Source organism: Acinetobacter sp. Marseille-Q1623 (assembly GCF_902809895.1).
Lineage (GTDB): Bacteria > Pseudomonadota > Gammaproteobacteria > Pseudomonadales > Moraxellaceae > Acinetobacter > Acinetobacter piscicola_A.
This window is the reverse complement of record NZ_CADDWG010000001.1, coordinates 2,051,906-2,069,119: the sequence shown is the minus strand read 5'-3', so window position 1 is coordinate 2,069,119 and position 17,214 is coordinate 2,051,906. Positions and strand designations below refer to the sequence as shown.

Here is a 17,214-nt window from a genome sequence, read left to right as displayed (position 1 = left end):
ATCTCTGGAGGATATCCATGAAATTGAGTCGTATCGCACTTGCTATGCTTGTTGCTGCGCCATTCGCTGCTGCTAACGCTGGTGTAACTGTAACTCCATTATTAGTAGGTTACACATTCCAAGACACAGAGCACAACAACCGTAACTTAACAGATAGCCATGAATTACAAGATGACTTATTTGTTGGTGCTGCGCTTGGTGTTGAATTAACTCCATGGTTAGGTTTCGAAGCTGAATATAACCAAGTTAAAGGTGATGTTGACCCTAACGCAGGTGAATATAAGCAACAACAAATCAACGGTAACTTCTATGTTACTTCTGATTTAATCACTAAAGATTATGACAGCAAAATCAAACCTTACGTATTGTTAGGTGCTGGTCACTATAAATACGATTTTGATGCACCTGCATTAAACTATCGTGATGGTGAAGAAGGTACTTTAGGTAACGCTGGTGCAGGTGTATTCTGGCGCTTAAACGATGCTCTATCTCTTCGTACAGAAGCTCGTGCAACTTATAACATCGATGAAGATTTCTGGAACTACACAGCACTTGCTGGTCTTAACGTAGTTCTTGGTGGTCACTTGAAACCTGCTGCGCCTGTAGTAGAAGTTGCTCCAGTACCTGAAGTTGCTCCAACTCCAGTTGCTCCAGCACCTCAAGAAATCACTGAACCACTTAACATGGAACTTCGTGTATTCTTTGATACAAACAAATCAAATATCAAAGCACAATACAAACCAGAAATCGCTAAGGTTGCTGAGAAGTTAAATGAATTCCCGAATGCGACTGCTCGTATTGAAGGTCACACAGATAACACTGGTCCACGTAAGTTAAACGAACGTTTATCTTTAGCTCGTGCTAACTCTGTTAAATCTGCACTTGTAAGCGAATTCAACATTGATGCATCTCGTTTGTCTACTCAAGGTTTCGCTTGGGATCAACCGATTGCTGACAACAAAACTAAAGAAGGTCGTGCTATGAACCGTCGCGTATTCGCTGCGATTTCTGGTAGCCGTACTGTTCTTGCTCAACCAGCTCAATAATATTGAGTCACTGAGTGATAAAAACGACTCTTCGGAGTCGTTTTTTTTATGCTAATTTTTATGTTGATGCTTTAAGAATGCTATATTCAGCATTGATATAGAAGAGGATTAAACACCGTGAGCATGCCTGATGAAATTTTAAATTTACCCTCCAATTGTGGGGTGTTTGCCTTATGGTGTGTGGTTCGACAGTATGGTTTAGATATTCAGCCGCTACAATTGATTGAACTTTCTCGGCATGATGCTGAAGATGGTACTTTTAGTATTGGCTTGGCTGTTGCTTTGTATAAAATGGGATTTGAAGTCTCTTTTTATAGCGACCCTGATCCTGATCAGCATGTGAAAGAGCAAGTGGCATATTTTGAGGCAGAACAACTTGGTATTGCGGTTTTACCTGCGCTAAGTTATGAAAGTATTCAACATGAAATAGAAGAAAATCAAGCTTTAGTAATCGTATTTTATGATGATTTAGAGGGTGTGGGGAATCATTCTTTGGTGTATAGCATTGATAAAGATGAAATTTGTTTTTTTGATAGTTTAGATGCGATGCCACGAGATGTTTTTGAAAAACAGCGCCTAGCAGAAGGAATTTGCCAACAAGCCATAGTAATTCATTGTTATCAAGCTGCTACACCATTGAGCTAAAAATAGAAATAAGCATAAATATGAGATAAAGGATAGGTTCAGCAAACGAATTTGCTGAACCTGATGTTTTAGCATTGATCAGGTGAGTATTTAAGGATGTGCCCAATCAGTTTTACGTAACTGCTGTTTCGAGTGTTTACGGTCACGGCGATGTTGTGCTTTGGGTTTTTCTGCTTCATGCATGCCACTTTTATGTAAAAGCGGGGATAGTGCAATAGGATTACGGGCTTTAATTTTTGGCATTTTTTTCAGCTTCATTAGATTGACCTTTTATTTTTAGCCTTTAATACACATGACTTGTTTGAGAGTATGCACCACTTCAATTAAGTCGGTTTGGTTTGCCATCACTTCATCAATATCTTTGTAGGCACTTGGAATTTCATCCACCACGCCTTTGTCTTTACGACATTCGATTCCTTCAGTTTGGGCAATTAAATCTTGCTGATTAAACAGATTTTTGGCTTTGCTGCGGCTCATTTTTCGACCTGCACCATGCGAGCATGAGCAGAATGAATCGGGATTACCTTTCCCTTTAACAATAAAAGATTTTGCTCCCATTGAACCGGGGATAATGCCGTACTCATCTGTACCTGCACGAATCGCACCTTTACGCGTCACAAAAACCTCTTCGCCAAAATGCAGTTCTTTTTGCACATAATTATGGTGACAATTAATCGCTTCTTTGGTCATTTGAAAGCTAGGGAGTAGTGGGCGAATGGCTTCTAAAATCAAACGCATCATTTCACGTCGGTTTTCATAAGCATATTCTTGTGCCCACTCTACGGCTTCAAAATAATCATCAAAACTGTTTGAACCCTCGGCAAAGTAAGATAAATCTTTGTCTGGTACATGACCAAAACGGCTTTGGGCTTCTTTCTTGGCACGTTCAATAAAATAGGTGCCAATTACATTACCAAGACCTCGACTGCCTGAATGCAACATGATCCAAACATCATGATTTTCATCTAAACACAACTCGATAAAATGGTTACCACCACCGAGTGTGCCGATTTGCTTTTGCCATGTCGAGTCGAAATGGCGCAACATACGTTTTAGCGCAGGGTGTTTATCGGTAATCAATTTTAAACGTTTATCGAGTGGTGTCAGCGTTGAAGCTTTGGCTTTAATTTGCTTATGCATTTCAAACCCAACAGGTACTTTACGCTCAATTGCATTACGCAATGTACTTAAATTATCAGGCAGTTGATCTGCTTTTAAACTCAAACGCATCGCATTCATGCCACAGCCAATGTCTACACCCACCGCGGCAGGAATAATGGCATTTTTGGTTGGAATGACACTGCCCACCGTTGCACCTTTGCCGACATGCACATCAGGCATGACCGCAATATGGGAATGAATAAATTGCAATTGCGCCATTTTACGCAATTGGGTCATACTTTCTTCGTCAATGTCGTTGGTATAAATTTTTACGGGAACGCCATAATCTGCTTTGGCGTTCAGAATTTTTTGTATGCCCATGATCTTTACTCTAAGCAATTTTATATTTGTCCGAATAATTCTATTTACCTGTTTTTTCAGGCATAAAAAAACCCAGCGAATGCTAGGTTTAGAATCTTGGCATTCGGACACTTTGGTACAGCAAGTGTCCGTGAGCGACATCTGTGCTGTGTTAGTTTGTTGTGTTTTCCAATGTCAGCATGATGATGTCCTCCTATAAAATCTTTTGGAAAAGATGAATCGAATTTGGCGCTATTTTAAGCATTTAAAGTTCACTGTCAAGGAGAGCTTACGATTTATTATTTCATTTTTAAATAAATTTATAATCTTAAAATGCTTAACCTATTGTTTATTCATTGATATTTTTAGCTTAACAAAATTAAAATATTCATTTTGCAATAAAAAAGCCCTATCGAAATAGGGCTAAGCGCTTGTAATAAAATGAAGCTTAATACAGTTATGCTTTATCTTCGTCCATTGGTTTTACATCCATATCTTTATAGGCAATCAATTTTGAGCCATTTTTAAATTTATAGATCAGCCAAATTGCGAGGAAAAGTGGAAGACTGATATAGGTCGATAGTACACTCATCCAGTCACCGTTGAGAAATGCTTCATAGTTTTGTCCAAGGACAACAATGGTACAAAGAATGAACGCAAACCAAGGGGCAAATGGGAAGAATTTTGCACGATATGCCAAATCTTCTAATTTATAACCTTGCGCCAAATAGCCTTTACGGAAGCGATAATGCGAAATTGCAATACCTAACCAAACAATAAAGCCACACATTCCTGACATGTTTAATAGCCATGTAAAGACTTCATTCTCGCCAAAAAGCGTGGTCAGGAAACACAGTGCTGCAATCGCCGTTGTTGCATACAAGGCATTCATCGGTACGCCACGTAGATCAAGTTTAGCAAACCATTTCGGTGCGCGTCCTTGACGTGCCATATCAAATAACATACGGGTAGAAGAATACATACCTGAGTTACCTGCAGACATGATTGCAGTTAAAATCACGGCATTCATCAAACCTGCAGCAAAAGCTAACCCTGCTTTTTCGTAGAGCAGGGTAAATGGTGAAAGGGTAATATTACCATCACCTTCGGCAGCAAGTTTGAGACTTGGGTCGGTATAAGCAACCAATGTTCCAATAATGAAAATACATAAAATGTAAAATAATAGAATACGCCAGAAAATTTGCTTAATGGCAATTGGAATGGTTTTCTTTGGATCTTTCGACTCACCCGCAGCAACCCCAACCATTTCAGTCCCTTGGAATGAAAATCCTGCAATCATAGCCACGCCAACTAAGGCTTGGAAACCACCCACAAAAGGTGCTTCGCCAATGGTCCAGTTTTTGGTCACAGACTGTGTTGGATCAAGCATAATTTTACCAATCATGAATAAACCAATCACAATGAAGAAAATGATTGCAATCACTTTAACCAATGAAAATAAAAATTCACTTTCGCCAAAGCCTTTCACAGTTAAGGCATTGATAAAGAAAATGATGGCAAGGAAGGTTGCACTCCACCAGACTCCAGGAATATCAGGGAACCAAAATTTCATGATGAATTGAACTGCAACCAATTCAAAGGCAACAGTAATTGCCCAGTTGTACCAGTAGTTCCAACCGAGTGCAAAGCCAAAACCTTCTTCGACATATTTATTACCATAGGTAAAAAATGCACCTGATGTTGGGTTATGTGTTGCGAGTTCGCCTAAACTGGTCATCAAGAAATAAATCATGACACCAATCAAGGCATAAGCAAGTAATGCACCGCCGGGTCCTGCTGTGGCAATGGTTTGACCTGATGCTAGGAATAAACCTGTACCGATTGAACCACCAATGGCGATCATATTTAAATGTCGAGCGCCGAGCTTACGCTTGAGTTGAGGATGATCTTGTCCGCTCATCATGCTTCCTTAAGATTTTTTTGAGTGTTGGCGAATAACACTTTAAAACCTTGTTGATCAGCTTTGGTCGCACATTGACCAAAACTTTGTTCAATAAGTAATGGATAATTGAGGAAGCGGTTCGCCACAATCCATAATTCGCCACCTGATTTTAAATGTCGTCTTGCAGTTTTGCACAGTGTTTCACTGGCATTGTAATCGGTTTGAATTCCTTGGTGAAATGGAGGATTGCTGACGATCGCGTGCAAAAACAATGGCGCATCATCAATCCCTGTCACTGCTTTTATTTCGAGTTGTTCTAAGGGTAAATTATTTTTTTCAAAGGTCATTTGGGTGGATGCTAAAGCAAAAGCATCTACATCCAAAGCAAAAATACGATTTTTCGGATTTAGCTTGCATAAATATGCACTGATCACACCTGCACCGCAACCAAAATCAGCAATTTTGCCTGAAGTCACTTGTGATAAATACGGTAACAACACTGCAGTACCGACATCAAGACGATTTTGGCTAAACACGCCCGGAAGCGCACAAATGGTCAGTTCGCCTGCAGGCGTTGCAACTGGATAATGTTGAACCCATTCTGCTAAAGGTTTTGCATGCACAGTTTTGTCAGTTGTCAGTTGCCACATTTGACAATGACGAGCGCTGTCCAATTTGATGGCTTGACCAAAGGGCTGTAACTGTTTTGATGCTCGTTCAACACCGCCTTTTTTCTCACCAACAAGGAAAATAGACGCACCTATTGCTAAGCGGCTGACTAAATTGTGCAAAATATAATTGAGTAATTCTTTTGATTTTGGCACAAATACGATTGCTTGATCAAAATCATGCGTAGGTAAATCTGTACCAAAATGCACATTGGCCTTTAAGTTTTGGAAATATTGAAATTCATTAAAATTCCATGTCCAAACGCTGGCTTCGATGTCATGAGCTAAATTTGAAAGTAGATCATCCGTTGGCGCATTGACCAATAATACACGTCCAGAAAGGTAGTCATGCTGTCGAATGACAACTTCACTGCTTGGCTCCATAATCACCATCCATTAGAAAAGTTTGAACAATAATGCCCAGTCAAAACTGGGCATTATAAGGAATTACTCAATTATTTTTTAGTTTCAGGTAAAACTAAATTTAAGATCAAAGCTGAAATACCGCCTGTTGCCACACCAGAGCTAAAAATATTACGTGGTAATTCAGGAAGATGCTCTAAAATTTGAGGAACTTGAGCAACCCCTAAACCGAGTGCTAAAGAAATTGCAATAATCAATAATGCACGACGATCAAGACTAACACCTGACAAAATGTTAATACCTGATGCAGCCACTGCACCAAACATCACCATGACCGCACCTCCGAGTACAGCTTGTGGAACAGCTTGGATCACACCTGCAACCGCAGGGAATAGGCCAAGAACGATCAGCATGATCGCGATCCAGATGCCGACATAACGACTTGCAACACCTGTAAGCTGAATTACACCGTTATTTTGTGCAAATACTGAACTTGGAAAAGTATTAAAAATCCCTGCAAGGAATGAGTTTGCACCATTGACCAGTACACCACCTTTAATACGTTGCATCCATAAAGGACCATCAACAGGTTGGTTGGAGATTTTAGAGGTTGCAGTGACATCTCCAATTGCTTCTAAAGAAGTCACGAGGTAAATAAATGCCATGGGTATGAATAAGCTCCAAGAGAAACTTAGACCAAAATGCATCGGTGTTGGTACTTGGATTAATGGTGCATCTTTTAAACCTGAAAAATTCAGATAACCCATATAGCCAGCGAGCGCATAACCAATGACTAATGCAATCAAGATTGCAGAACTTTTTAGCCATACGATTTTAAAACGGTTGAGTAAAATGATGATGGCCAATACGGTACATGACATAATTAAGTTGTCAGTACTGGCAAAGGTTTTATTTTCCATGGCTTGATAGCCGCCACCCATACTGATCAGACCTTCTTTAATTAAAGTCAGACCAATAAGTAGTACGACAATACCTGTAACCAATGGGGTAATGAGTTTTTTCACCCAAGGTAAAATACGTGATACACCCATTTCAATAAATGAGCCTGCAATGACAACACCAAAAATCGAAGCCATGACCGCTTCTACAGGTGTGCCTGCAGCAACCATTGCTGAACCAATCCCGATAATCGGACCAATAAAGTTAAAACTGGTCCCTTGGACAATCAATAATCCTGCACCAAAGGGTCCTACTTTTTTGCATTGTAAAAAGGTTGCGATCCCTGAAATGACCAAAGACATGGATAAAATCATGTTGGTATCGTGTGTGGAAACGCCGAGCGCTAAACAAATGAGCAAACCTGGTGTCACGATTGGGACAATAATGGCAAGTAAATGTTGTAGAGCTGCAAAAAATGCGATCAACGGTTTTGGACGATCATTTAAGCCATAAACAAGATCAATTTGACCTTGTTGTTGCTCTTGAGAGGTATTTAAATCGGACATGGGGATTGGGAGAACAGCGGCAAGATGGTGCTATTCTAATCTCTTTACACTCTTTTACAAAATAAAAAGCCCGTTATTGTGAAAAAAACTTGTAACAGTCCATAAACTGTCACTACTAAAAGTTAAGATTTTTCTGTATAATTTGCCCTCAAACTTTAGGCGTATCGAATTTACATGTCAGATATTAAAACTCTCCGCAATATTGCTATTATTGCTCACGTCGACCACGGGAAGACAACTTTAGTTGATAAACTTTTACAACAATCAGGTGCGCTCGGTGAACGTGCGGGCGAGATTGAACGTGTCATGGATTCTGGCGCTATTGAAAGTGAACGTGGTATTACCATTCTTGCAAAAAACACTGCAATTAAATGGTTAGATAAACGTACTGATACTGAATATCGTATTAATATTGTCGACACCCCGGGACACGCCGACTTCGGTGGTGAAGTTGAACGTGTAATGTCAATGGTTGACTGCGTACTTCTTCTTGTTGACTCTCAAGAAGGTCCAATGCCACAAACGCGTTTCGTAACACAAAAAGCGTTCGCACGTGGTTTGAAACCAATCGTGATCATTAACAAAGTTGACAAGCCAAACGCGCGTCCAGACTGGGTAATTGACCAAGTATTCGACTTATTCGATAACCTTGGTGGTACTGACGAACAGTTAGACTTCCCAGTCGTTTACGCTTCAGGTCTTCGTGGTGTGGCGGGTCCATCACCGGAAGAACTTGCTGAAGACATGACGCCGTTGTTCGAAACAATTGTAGATATCGTTGAGCCACCAGCAGTTGACGTTGACGGTCCATTCCAAATGCAAGTGTCTTCACTCGACTATAATAGCTTCGTTGGTGTTATCGGTGTTGGTCGTATTCAACGTGGTTCGGTGAAATTAAATACACCTGTAACTGTCATCGACAAAGACGGTAAAACACGTAACGGTCGTATCTTAAAAATTATGGGTTACCATGGTTTAGAGCGTATTGATGTTGAATCAGCTTCTGCTGGTGACATCGTTTGTGTAACGGGTATCGATGAACTTCATATTTCTGACACGATTTGTGATCCGAAAGCAGTTGAAGCTTTACCTGCACTTTCTGTAGACGAACCTACAGTATCGATGACTTTCCAAGTCAACAATTCACCGTTTGCGGGTAAAGAAGGTAAGTTTGTTACTTCACGTAATATCCGTGAACGTCTTGACCGCGAATTGATTCACAACGTCGCATTGCGTGTTGAAGATACTGACAGCCCTGACCGTTTCAAAGTGTCTGGTCGTGGTGAACTTCACCTTTCAGTTCTGATTGAAAACATGCGTCGTGAAGGTTTCGAAATGGGCGTATCTCGTCCACAAGTAATCTTGAAAGAAATCGACGGTGAGAAACAAGAACCGTATGAAAACGTAACGTTTGACGTTGAAGAACAGCATCAAGGTGCTGTCATGGAACAAATGGGTCATCGTAAAGGCGAAATGACCAATATGGAAGTTGACGGCAAAGGTCGTATCCGTATTGAAGCAACTGTGCCTTCACGTGGTTTGATTGGCTTCCGTTCTGAATTCTTAACTATGACTTCAGGTACAGGCATTATGACTTCAAGCTTCTCGCACTATGGTCCGATGAAGCAAGGTACTGTTGCAAAACGTCAAAACGGTGTGTTGATCTCTATGGTTCAAGGGACTTGCTTGGGCTATGCATTGTTCACATTGCAAGACCGTGGTCGTTTATTTGCTAAACCACAGTTAGAAGTTTATGAAGGTATGATCGTTGGTATTAACTCACGTTCTGACGATATGACTGTGAACCCAACTAAAGCAAAACAGTTAACAAACGTACGTGCTTCTGGTACGGATGATGCGTTAACACTAGTGCCTAACATTGAATTCACACTTGAACAAGCACTTGAATTCATTGAAGATGATGAATTAGTTGAAGTTACACCGAAGTCAATCCGTATTCGTAAACGTTGGTTGACTGAAAACGAACGTAAACGTAATCGTAACGGTTAATTTTCAGTTCTAAAAAAACCGTCATATATTGGCGGTTTTTTTATGCTTAAACTAAATGTCTGGTTGATTTGAGCTATGGTGCGTATGATTTGAAAATCATGTTATTTGTCGAATATTTTATTGCAAAGCCAGTTTTTAGTTTGAGTAATCCTAAGGGCTCAGATTAATATTGAATCGTGGAAAAGTATACTTTTTGTATAAAATGAAAAAAAATATAGAAAGTTCTTTAAAACCTAGTAAATTAGGCGGAAATATATATTAGAAATTAATGTATACTTCGTCACATAAAAATTACGCAAAAGCAAGCGTGGAGATACACATGGGTATTGTTTCAGAATTTAAAGAATTTGCTGTCAAAGGCAATATGATGGACATGGCGATCGGTGTCATCATCGGTGGTGCATTCGGTAAAATTATTGACTCTCTTGTGAAAGATATCATTATGCCACTGATCACTGTGATTACAGGAGGCGGTGTTGATTTTACTCAAAAATTCTTCGTATTAGGAGATAATCCGAACAATTTACAATCTTTAGATGAGTTGACTAAAGCGGGAATTAACGTTTTAACCTACGGTAACTTTATTACAATTTTCTTAAACTTCCTAATTTTAGCTTGGGTGGTTTTCTTGTTGGTTAAATTCTTAAATAAAATCCGTAAACCTGTGGAAGCAGCACCTGCAGCTACGCCAGAAGATATTGAATTATTACGTGAAATTCGTGATGAATTGAAAAAACGTCAATAATCCTTTTCAGTATTTATTATGTATATTAAACGGTACTTTGAGGTACCGTTTTTTATGTGTACTATGAATAAAGGATTTAAAATTAAGGGAAGGGAACAGAACATGCAAAAACAACTACTGATAAGTTTAATGATTTTTAGTCTATTTGCATGTAGTGAACCCCAAAAAAGTAAAGTAGATCCTGAATTAGAAAAAATTGCGCTGCCCAATAGCAAGAATGAAAATACATCAGAATTAAATCAACAACTGACTTTTGAAGACATTCCTAATCAAAAAACACAATATGAAACAATAGAAGCCAATAATATTAATGAAAATGAAGTCTTAATGAATGCTTTACAAGTTAAGTTGTTAAAGCAAAATTTTGAGTTATTTGAAAGTGAAAGTGGTAAAAATTGGTCAGAAAATGATTGTGATCTGAACAAAGTACTCCAAGTTAAAGGCGAAGGATTACGAATTTACACTGCAAAGAGTAAAGTGGGAATAGGTGAAAAGAAAAAGTATTTTCCAGACTTTACGATGTTGGTTTTTGGATTCGAGAGTGAGGCGCAAGCCATTCAGCATTACAGTACATTGAAGTCAGCTGTCTTTTCTAATCATGGTTTTTGCAATGGTAAAACGCCTGAAAATATTGTTAGAAATGGCAATGAGGTGTTTTATTTTGCTACTCGTGCGGAGATGTTTAGAAGCTACATCAATGAATATGCGGACTTTATTGAAAACTATAACAGCTTAGAACAAAGTCCTTAATTTATTGTTATTTCAATTTTAAAAGTCCATACGGAATTTGATTTCTAACAAATGAAAGCCAAATTGACTTTTAATTGGCCCATGAAGTTCGCGTTCAGCTAAACTAAACACAGCTTTGTCGATGGGCGCAACTAAATCCCCTTTTTTAATTTCCCCCAATTCACCGCCTTTTTTCGCTGAAGGGCAAGTAGAGTGCTGTTTAGCAATTTTAGCAAAGTCAGCCCCATCCAAGATTTTTTGCTTTAATTGTTGAGCTAAGTCCTTATCTTTCACCAAAATATGACGAGCAATTGCAGTTTTCATTGGGATTTACCTTTTGATGAGGGTTGAACGACTTTGATTTTTTTTAAGGTTTGGCATTGTGGGCAAAATACACTCGCACGTTGTCCAAGTTTTAAATTTTCTAATGTTGTTTCACAATTTACGCACATTTCACCTGCACGACCATATGCGAGTAAGGTTTGCTGAAAATAACCATTTTCACCCATAGCGTTAGTGTAATCACGTAAGGTTGACCCACCTAAATCTATGGCTTGCTTTAAAATACGTTTAATTTCAATTACTAATTTAGCAATTTGGGTTGAATTCAGTGTTTTAGCTGGTTGGGCAGGATGAATGCCTAAATTAAATAAACTTTCAGTTGCATAAATATTACCCACACCGACCACGACATGATTGTCCATGATGGCAACTTTTATGGCTGTTTGTTTATTTTTTAATTTTTCAGTTAAATATTCTGCTGTAAATTCAGCACTGAGGGGTTCAGGGCCTAAAGTGTCAATCAGTTTACTTTGTGAGTGTTCATCTAACCAAAGGATACAACCAAAGCGGCGTGGATCATGGTAACGGAGTTGAATGTCTTCAAAATCAATAATTAAATGATCATGTTTACGCAGTTCTTCATGTGCATCACATAAACGAAAACTGCCAGACATTCCCAAATGCCAAAGCATGGTATTGTGTTCAAATTCAGCCAAAATATATTTAGAACGGCGAGTTAGTTGAATCAGTTTTTGTCCAACTAATTTTGATAGATCATCAGGAATTGCCCAACGTAAGCGAGATTCCCGAACTTGTACAGAGGTTACTTTTTGCTCAAGTAATGGAAAAAGACTGGTTTTGGTAGTTTCAACTTCTGGTAATTCAGGCATAAGGCGGTTGAACAGGAGAATAATAAGATAAGAATAATATTGTAGTGAAATTTGTCAGTTCAAGAAAGTTTTCTAAAAATATACAGGTCAATTGCGATGGTGCATTGTTAGTGTATGTACAGACAAAACGAGGATTCAGTGAGTAAACTTTAATAATACTAAACAATTGGTAATAAGATGAGCTGATATTATATAAAAAAAAGTTTATTTACTCATAAAAATAATCACCTAGTGGAAGTTCATAAAAATGTGTAATTTTCTTGTAATAAAACTGTAATGGCATCCATTGTAAGCAATGCCATTGCAGCATATTTGTAGGTTGTAAATGTGATGTTTCTCTTAATTATAGATATCTAACACCCTGCAAAAAAATTTATACAGTTTTAAATTAGGCTCTGCTATGAAAATTATTGCGCTTTCTTTATTGGCAATTTCAACTGCTTCTTTAATGTCAGCTACACATGCAGAATCTGCATTTGATCCCAATGGAAAAACTTTAACAGGAGACTGGGGCGGTAAACGCACTGCGCTTGCAGAACAAGGTATTAAATTTGATGCCAATATTGCAATGGATGGTTCATATTTGGCGGACGGTGGTTACGACGCACATCAATCGCCGACATTTGGGACACAATTTGCCGTAGGAACAACGCTAAATCTTGAACAGCTCGCTGGTTGGGATGGGGTGACGGTACGTGCTATGGTGACCGCTCGTCAGGGGCAAAGTACGAGTTTGGAAGGGATTCAAGACCCAAGTGCACCACAATTTGCCAATTCTCAAGCCAATTGGGGGCGTGGTAACTCAGGGAGTCGTTTGAGTGAATTATATATTGAAAAAAATTTTAAAGCACAAGGCGTGAATCTCCGTATTGGGCGCATGGGCTTGGGAACAGAATTTAATACAATGGCATGCGATTTCCAAGGCAATGCTTTTTGTGCTGCGCAGATGGGGAAATGGCAAGGTAAGCTATGGTACAACACACCTGTTTCACAATGGGGCGGGCGTGTAAAGTGGCAAATACAACCTGAGTTGTTTACACAAGTGGGTGTGTTTGAATATAACCCTGAAAATGCTTTAGAACGTCACGGTTGGAATTTAGATACCCAAAATGCAGATGGGATTAATATTTTAGCTGAAACCGTATGGTCTCCGAAAACAGCAATTAACAATTTAGCAGGTAGTTACCGTGCAGGGCTGTTGTACAATACGGCTGATGATGCAAAGAATCAATATGATGTTGCTTATAAAGCAGGTACAGTCGGTAAAGACCGCAGTTATGGTGGTTGGCTTTCATTTGAACAACAACTGACGTCTACAGGCGAAGGTCGCCGTGGTTTACATAGCTTTGGTAATTTTACCTTTCATGATCAAACAACAACACAAGTGGATAATTCTCAGCAGCTCGGTTTGAAATATATTGGTCTTTTTGATGGTCATCCCAATGATATTTTAGGTTTTGCTGTGAATCGCGTGCATGTCAATGAGCGCTATCGAGCGCCTAAAGCTGCAGTGCTGAATCAAAGTGCAGAATATAATATGGAACTTAATTATTCCTATTATCCAACCCCATGGTTGATGTTACGTCCTTTAGTTCAGTATGTTGTACATCCAGGTGCAACAAATAAAGTGGATGATGCTTTTGTGGTTGGATTCGGCTCGAAAGTTATTTTCTAGTCTTATTTTTAAAATGTAAAACAAACATAAGGAATATGCTGATGCAAAGTAATATACGATTTATCTCTCTAAATTTTAGCTTACTTTGTTTAACAGCATGTATTAGTCAACAACTTTATGCTGAAACGGGGACATCAGAACCCGTTCAGCTTTTGGATACACTGACTTTACACGCAACGCGTAGTGATACGACATGGTTGCATACACCTGCTTCGGTTTATCGGATTGAACAAAAAGAGCAAGCGAATAATCTCGGGGTTAATCTGACTGAAACATTGCAAGGCGTGCCGGGATTACAACTGAATAATCGTGAAAATTACGCCCAAGATTTACAGTTGTCGATGCGTGGTTTTGGCGCACGTTCAACGTTTGGCGTACGTGGCATTCGCTTATATGTGGATGGGATTCCTGCAACAATGCCTGATGGTCAAGGGCAAACTTCGAATATTGATTTGAGTAGCTTAAAAGATATAGAAGTTCTTGGAGGACCATTTTCAGCCTTGTATGGTAATTCTTCAGGTGGAACAATATTAACCACAACCCAAGAAGGGCAAGGGCGAGACTCTATACAATTAGGATATTCGGCAGGGAGTCATGATAAAAATCGTGCCGACATTGTCTTGCAAGGCGGTGCAGATCAAGCCAATGAGCCGAGTTATGTGCTCAGTACGTCGTATTTTGCGACAGATGGTTATCGTGAACATAGTGATGCGAAAAAAGTCCTCAGTAATGCCAAGCTCAGTTGGGATTTGGAGGATGGTTCTAAAATTAATTGGATCTTGAATCATGTTGATATCAATGCCGATGATCCACAAGGATTGACCCGTGAACAATGGCAAGCCAATCCGAAACAACAAGTTCCATTTTTAAAACAATTTGATGTCCGAAAAGAAATTAATCAAACGCAAACAGGGATCAATTGGACTAAACCATTGAATGATCAAAATGAACTTTATTCAATGGCATATTTTGGTCATCGTGAAGTGACCCAGTATCAATCGATTCCCAATAGTGCTCAAAAAAATCCTCGTCATGCAGGTGGCGTAATTGACTTTGCACGTGATTACTATGGTGCAGATCTGCGTTGGACAGGCAAAGCGTTATTGCCGAATACACGCTTGAGCGTAGGTGTCGCTTATGATGCAATGAATGAAGATCGTCAAGGTTATGAAAACTTTATTTTAAATCCGCAAAATCAGCCGAATTATGGGGTAAAGGGTGATCTGCGTCGTGATGAAAAAAATACTTTATGGAATTTAGATCCCTATCTGCAAGCCTCTTGGCAGTTGATTCCTGCACTGCGATTAGATGCAGGTTTACGCTATAGCAATGTCCATTTTGAGTCGAAAGATCATTATGTAAAAGGTGTAAATGGCGATGATAGTGGTAAAACGGATTATGACAAAGTATTACCTTCTGCTGCTTTGACTTGGGATATTTCTCCACATCTGATGAGTTATTTTAGTTATTCTAAAGGCTTTGAAACGCCGACATTTACTGAAATGGCTTATCCAACCTTGGCAACGTCAGGCATTAATTTTGCGTTAAAACCTGCGACAAGTGATAATTATGAGATCGGTTTGAAAGCCAAAAATCGTTTAGGGAAATTCACCGCAGCAATTTTTCAAAGTAAAACCCAAGACGACATTGTCTCAGGGCAGTCAAATAATGGACGAAATACCTTTCGCAATGCAGAGCAGACGTTACGTGAAGGGCTAGAGCTGTCTTGGAATAAAAAATTATGGCGAGATTTTACGGCACAAGCCTCTTATAGTTATTTAGATGCTACGTTTAATGCAGATGTTCCTGAAATTTTAAATGATCAACATGAAGTGCTTGTGGGTAAAATTCCAAAAGATAATGTCATTCCTGGGATTGCCAAAAACCAAGCCTATGCAAGTTTGGGATGGTTACCTGAAACAGGTTTGAATGCGGGCATAGATGTTCGTTATATGGATAAAATTTATGTCAATGATAGTAATAGTGATGCTGCGCCAAGTTATACCGTGACCAGCGCCAATGTGGGGTATATTTGGAAAAATCATGATTGGAAAATTAAAACCTTTGCCCGTGTAGATAATATTTTTGATAAAAATTATATTGGTTCTGTGATTGTAAATGATGGAAATGGGCGTTTCTTTGAATCTGCGGATGGGGTGAATTGGAGCGCAGGATTAAATATTACAAAAGCATTTTAAGGAAAATTTACATGTCATTGCTATTTCAACCGATTCAATTTGGACAACTGAAACTCAATAATAAAATCATCATTGCACCAATGTGCCAATATTCTGCCACTGAGCAAGGTGAAGTGACCTATTGGCATGAACAGCAATGGGCAAATTACGCATTGTCAGGTTCGGGGTTGTGTATCATTGAGGCAACAGCCATACAGCCAGAAGGTCGAATTAGCTATGCCGATGTCGGATTATGGAATGATAGACAGCGTGACAAAATTAAGGTGTTGCTGCAAAAAGTAAAAACCCTTTCACCGATGCCTTTTGCTGTGCAGTTAGCACATGCAGGACGTAAAGCTTCTACGGATAAACCTTGGTTGGGCAAGGGACAGATTGCACCTGAGCAAGATTTAGGATGGCAAACAGTTTCAGCGAGTAACATTGCATTTCATGTAGATGATGTTGCACCACATACATTGACCGTTGATGAGATCCAACAAATCATTGCTGATTTTGCAGCTGCGGCAAAACGTGCAGTAGAGGCAGGGTTTGATTTAATAGAAGTGCATGCAGCACATGGTTATTTGTTACATCAATTTATGTCACCATTGTCTAATCACCGTACAGATCAGTATGGTGGCAGTTTTGAAAATCGTATTCGCCTGACTCTAGAAGCGACGAGAGCGATGAAAGCCGCAGTGCCTGCTGATTATCCAATTGGGGTACGTATTTCAGCAACAGATTGGATGGATGAAGAGGGCGGTTGGAATGTCTCTTCTAGCATTGACCTTGCTAAAGCATTGGAACAATGCGGTGCGGTGTATATTCATGTCTCTTCAGGTGGTTTACATGTACAGCAAAACATTCAAATCGGTGCAAATTATCAAGTACCTTTTGCTACTGAAATCAAAAAACATGTGAATATTCCTGTGATTGCGGTAGGTTTGATTACTGAGCCACAACAAGCAGAAAATATTTTACAAAATAAACAAGCTGATGCGATTGCATTGGCACGAGCAATTTTGTATGACCCACGTTGGCCTTGGCATGCAGCAGCTGTGTTGAATGCACAAGTGGCTATTGCACCACAATATCTCCGTTGTCAGCCCCATGCATTGAAAAGTCTCTTTACGCCATTTGAGTAAAAAGTTATG

General features: G+C 39.3%; 15 protein-coding genes. 8 read left to right on the top strand and 7 right to left on the bottom strand.

Going from position 1 to position 17,214, the window contains the following annotated elements:
* Nucleotides 1–17 precede the first annotated feature (17 nt).
* Together omp38 and HUV91_RS09780 are read left to right on the top strand one after the other, a co-directional pair.
* Nucleotides 18–1,046, top strand: a complete 1,029-nt coding sequence (omp38, locus tag HUV91_RS09785) for an outer membrane protein Omp38 (RefSeq protein ID WP_130074222.1) — start codon at nucleotides 18–20, stop codon at nucleotides 1,044–1,046.
* A 123-nt stretch (nucleotides 1,047–1,169) separates the two neighbouring features.
* Nucleotides 1,170–1,691: a peptidase C39 gene (locus tag HUV91_RS09780; protein WP_174493625.1), complete on the top strand. Its 522-nt coding sequence runs from the start codon at nucleotides 1,170–1,172 to the stop codon at nucleotides 1,689–1,691.
* A 90-nt stretch (nucleotides 1,692–1,781) separates the two neighbouring features.
* On the opposite strand, the gene HUV91_RS09775 is transcribed toward HUV91_RS09780, so the two are convergent.
* From HUV91_RS09775 to HUV91_RS09755, 5 genes are all read right to left on the bottom strand, one after another.
* Nucleotides 1,782–1,949, bottom strand: a complete 168-nt coding sequence (locus HUV91_RS09775) for a hypothetical protein (protein ID WP_174493268.1) — start codon at nucleotides 1,947–1,949, stop codon at nucleotides 1,782–1,784.
* A gap of 18 nt (nucleotides 1,950–1,967) precedes the next feature.
* Entirely contained in the window at nucleotides 1,968–3,173 is a 1,206-nt protein-coding gene (locus HUV91_RS09770; protein ID WP_174493267.1) for an RtcB family protein, read from the bottom strand.
* A 436-nt stretch (nucleotides 3,174–3,609) separates the two neighbouring features.
* Nucleotides 3,610–5,073 carry an amino acid permease gene (locus HUV91_RS09765; RefSeq protein ID WP_174493266.1) on the bottom strand — a complete coding sequence of 488 codons (1,464 nt, stop codon included), beginning with the start codon at nucleotides 5,071–5,073 and terminating at the stop codon, nucleotides 3,610–3,612.
* Nucleotides 5,073–6,107, bottom strand: a complete 1,035-nt coding sequence (locus HUV91_RS09760; RefSeq protein ID WP_174493265.1) for a class I SAM-dependent methyltransferase — start codon at nucleotides 6,105–6,107, stop codon at nucleotides 5,073–5,075. Before HUV91_RS09760 ends, HUV91_RS09765 begins: the two co-directional genes overlap by 1 nt.
* Nucleotides 6,108–6,178: 71 nt before the next feature.
* Nucleotides 6,179–7,552: a uracil-xanthine permease family protein gene (locus HUV91_RS09755; protein ID WP_174493264.1), complete on the bottom strand. Its 1,374-nt coding sequence runs from the start codon at nucleotides 7,550–7,552 to the stop codon at nucleotides 6,179–6,181.
* Nucleotides 7,553–7,726: 174 nt separating this feature from the next.
* Between HUV91_RS09755 and typA the strand changes: the two genes are divergently transcribed.
* The 3 genes from typA to HUV91_RS09740 all read left to right on the top strand — a co-directional run bounded on the left by typA (nucleotide 7,727) and on the right by HUV91_RS09740 (nucleotide 11,057).
* The gene (gene typA, locus HUV91_RS09750; RefSeq protein ID WP_174493263.1) at nucleotides 7,727–9,562 is read left to right on the top strand and encodes a translational GTPase TypA; all 1,836 of its coding nucleotides are present in this window, start codon (nucleotides 7,727–7,729) and stop codon (nucleotides 9,560–9,562) included.
* 319 nt (nucleotides 9,563–9,881) lie between these two features.
* Nucleotides 9,882–10,307 (top strand): large conductance mechanosensitive channel protein MscL, encoded by a 426-nt coding sequence (gene mscL, locus HUV91_RS09745; RefSeq protein ID WP_130074228.1) that lies wholly within the window; start codon nucleotides 9,882–9,884, stop codon nucleotides 10,305–10,307.
* A gap of 102 nt (nucleotides 10,308–10,409) precedes the next feature.
* A complete protein-coding gene (locus tag HUV91_RS09740) occupies nucleotides 10,410–11,057 on the top strand; it encodes a hypothetical protein (protein ID WP_130074229.1) in 648 nt (215 codons plus the stop codon).
* Between the two features lie 18 nt (nucleotides 11,058–11,075).
* Here HUV91_RS09740 and HUV91_RS09735 read toward each other — a convergent pair whose 3' ends face one another.
* Nucleotides 11,076–11,360, bottom strand: a complete 285-nt coding sequence (locus tag HUV91_RS09735) for a peptidylprolyl isomerase (protein ID WP_130074230.1) — start codon at nucleotides 11,358–11,360, stop codon at nucleotides 11,076–11,078.
* The gene (mutM, locus tag HUV91_RS09730; protein ID WP_174493262.1) at nucleotides 11,357–12,208 is read right to left on the bottom strand and encodes a bifunctional DNA-formamidopyrimidine glycosylase/DNA-(apurinic or apyrimidinic site) lyase; all 852 of its coding nucleotides are present in this window, start codon (nucleotides 12,206–12,208) and stop codon (nucleotides 11,357–11,359) included. The genes HUV91_RS09735 and mutM overlap by 4 nt, the downstream gene beginning before the upstream one ends.
* Before the next feature lie 400 nt (nucleotides 12,209–12,608).
* Between mutM and HUV91_RS09725 the strand changes: the two genes are divergently transcribed.
* The 3 genes from HUV91_RS09725 to HUV91_RS09715 are packed head-to-tail and all read left to right on the top strand — an operon-like array spanning nucleotide 12,609 to nucleotide 17,205.
* A complete protein-coding gene (locus tag HUV91_RS09725; RefSeq protein ID WP_174493261.1) occupies nucleotides 12,609–13,883 on the top strand; it encodes a carbohydrate porin in 1,275 nt (424 codons plus the stop codon).
* 41 nt (nucleotides 13,884–13,924) lie between these two features.
* Entirely contained in the window at nucleotides 13,925–16,081 is a 2,157-nt protein-coding gene (locus HUV91_RS09720) for a TonB-dependent receptor (protein ID WP_174493260.1), read from the top strand.
* An 11-nt stretch (nucleotides 16,082–16,092) separates the two neighbouring features.
* The gene (locus HUV91_RS09715) at nucleotides 16,093–17,205 is read left to right on the top strand and encodes an NADH:flavin oxidoreductase/NADH oxidase (RefSeq protein ID WP_174493259.1); all 1,113 of its coding nucleotides are present in this window, start codon (nucleotides 16,093–16,095) and stop codon (nucleotides 17,203–17,205) included.
* The last annotated feature ends 9 nt before the right edge of the window (nucleotides 17,206–17,214 follow it).

Coding starts and splice junctions, on each gene's coding strand:
- omp38 (WP_130074222.1), top strand. CDS start 18: ATGAAATTGAGTCGTATCGCACTTGCTATGCTTGTTGCTGCGCCATTC.
- HUV91_RS09780 (WP_174493625.1), top strand. CDS start 1,170: ATGCCTGATGAAATTTTAAATTTACCCTCCAATTGTGGGGTGTTTGCC.
- HUV91_RS09775 (WP_174493268.1), bottom strand. CDS start 1,949: ATGAAGCTGAAAAAAATGCCAAAAATTAAAGCCCGTAATCCTATTGCA.
- HUV91_RS09770 (WP_174493267.1), bottom strand. CDS start 3,173: ATGGGCATACAAAAAATTCTGAACGCCAAAGCAGATTATGGCGTTCCC.
- HUV91_RS09765 (WP_174493266.1), bottom strand. CDS start 5,073: ATGAGCGGACAAGATCATCCTCAACTCAAGCGTAAGCTCGGCGCTCGA.
- HUV91_RS09760 (WP_174493265.1), bottom strand. CDS start 6,107: ATGGAGCCAAGCAGTGAAGTTGTCATTCGACAGCATGACTACCTTTCT.
- HUV91_RS09755 (WP_174493264.1), bottom strand. CDS start 7,552: ATGTCCGATTTAAATACCTCTCAAGAGCAACAACAAGGTCAAATTGAT.
- typA (WP_174493263.1), top strand. CDS start 7,727: ATGTCAGATATTAAAACTCTCCGCAATATTGCTATTATTGCTCACGTC.
- mscL (WP_130074228.1), top strand. CDS start 9,882: ATGGGTATTGTTTCAGAATTTAAAGAATTTGCTGTCAAAGGCAATATG.
- HUV91_RS09740 (WP_130074229.1), top strand. CDS start 10,410: ATGCAAAAACAACTACTGATAAGTTTAATGATTTTTAGTCTATTTGCA.
- HUV91_RS09735 (WP_130074230.1), bottom strand. CDS start 11,360: ATGAAAACTGCAATTGCTCGTCATATTTTGGTGAAAGATAAGGACTTA.
- mutM (WP_174493262.1), bottom strand. CDS start 12,208: ATGCCTGAATTACCAGAAGTTGAAACTACCAAAACCAGTCTTTTTCCA.
- HUV91_RS09725 (WP_174493261.1), top strand. CDS start 12,609: ATGAAAATTATTGCGCTTTCTTTATTGGCAATTTCAACTGCTTCTTTA.
- HUV91_RS09720 (WP_174493260.1), top strand. CDS start 13,925: ATGCAAAGTAATATACGATTTATCTCTCTAAATTTTAGCTTACTTTGT.
- HUV91_RS09715 (WP_174493259.1), top strand. CDS start 16,093: ATGTCATTGCTATTTCAACCGATTCAATTTGGACAACTGAAACTCAAT.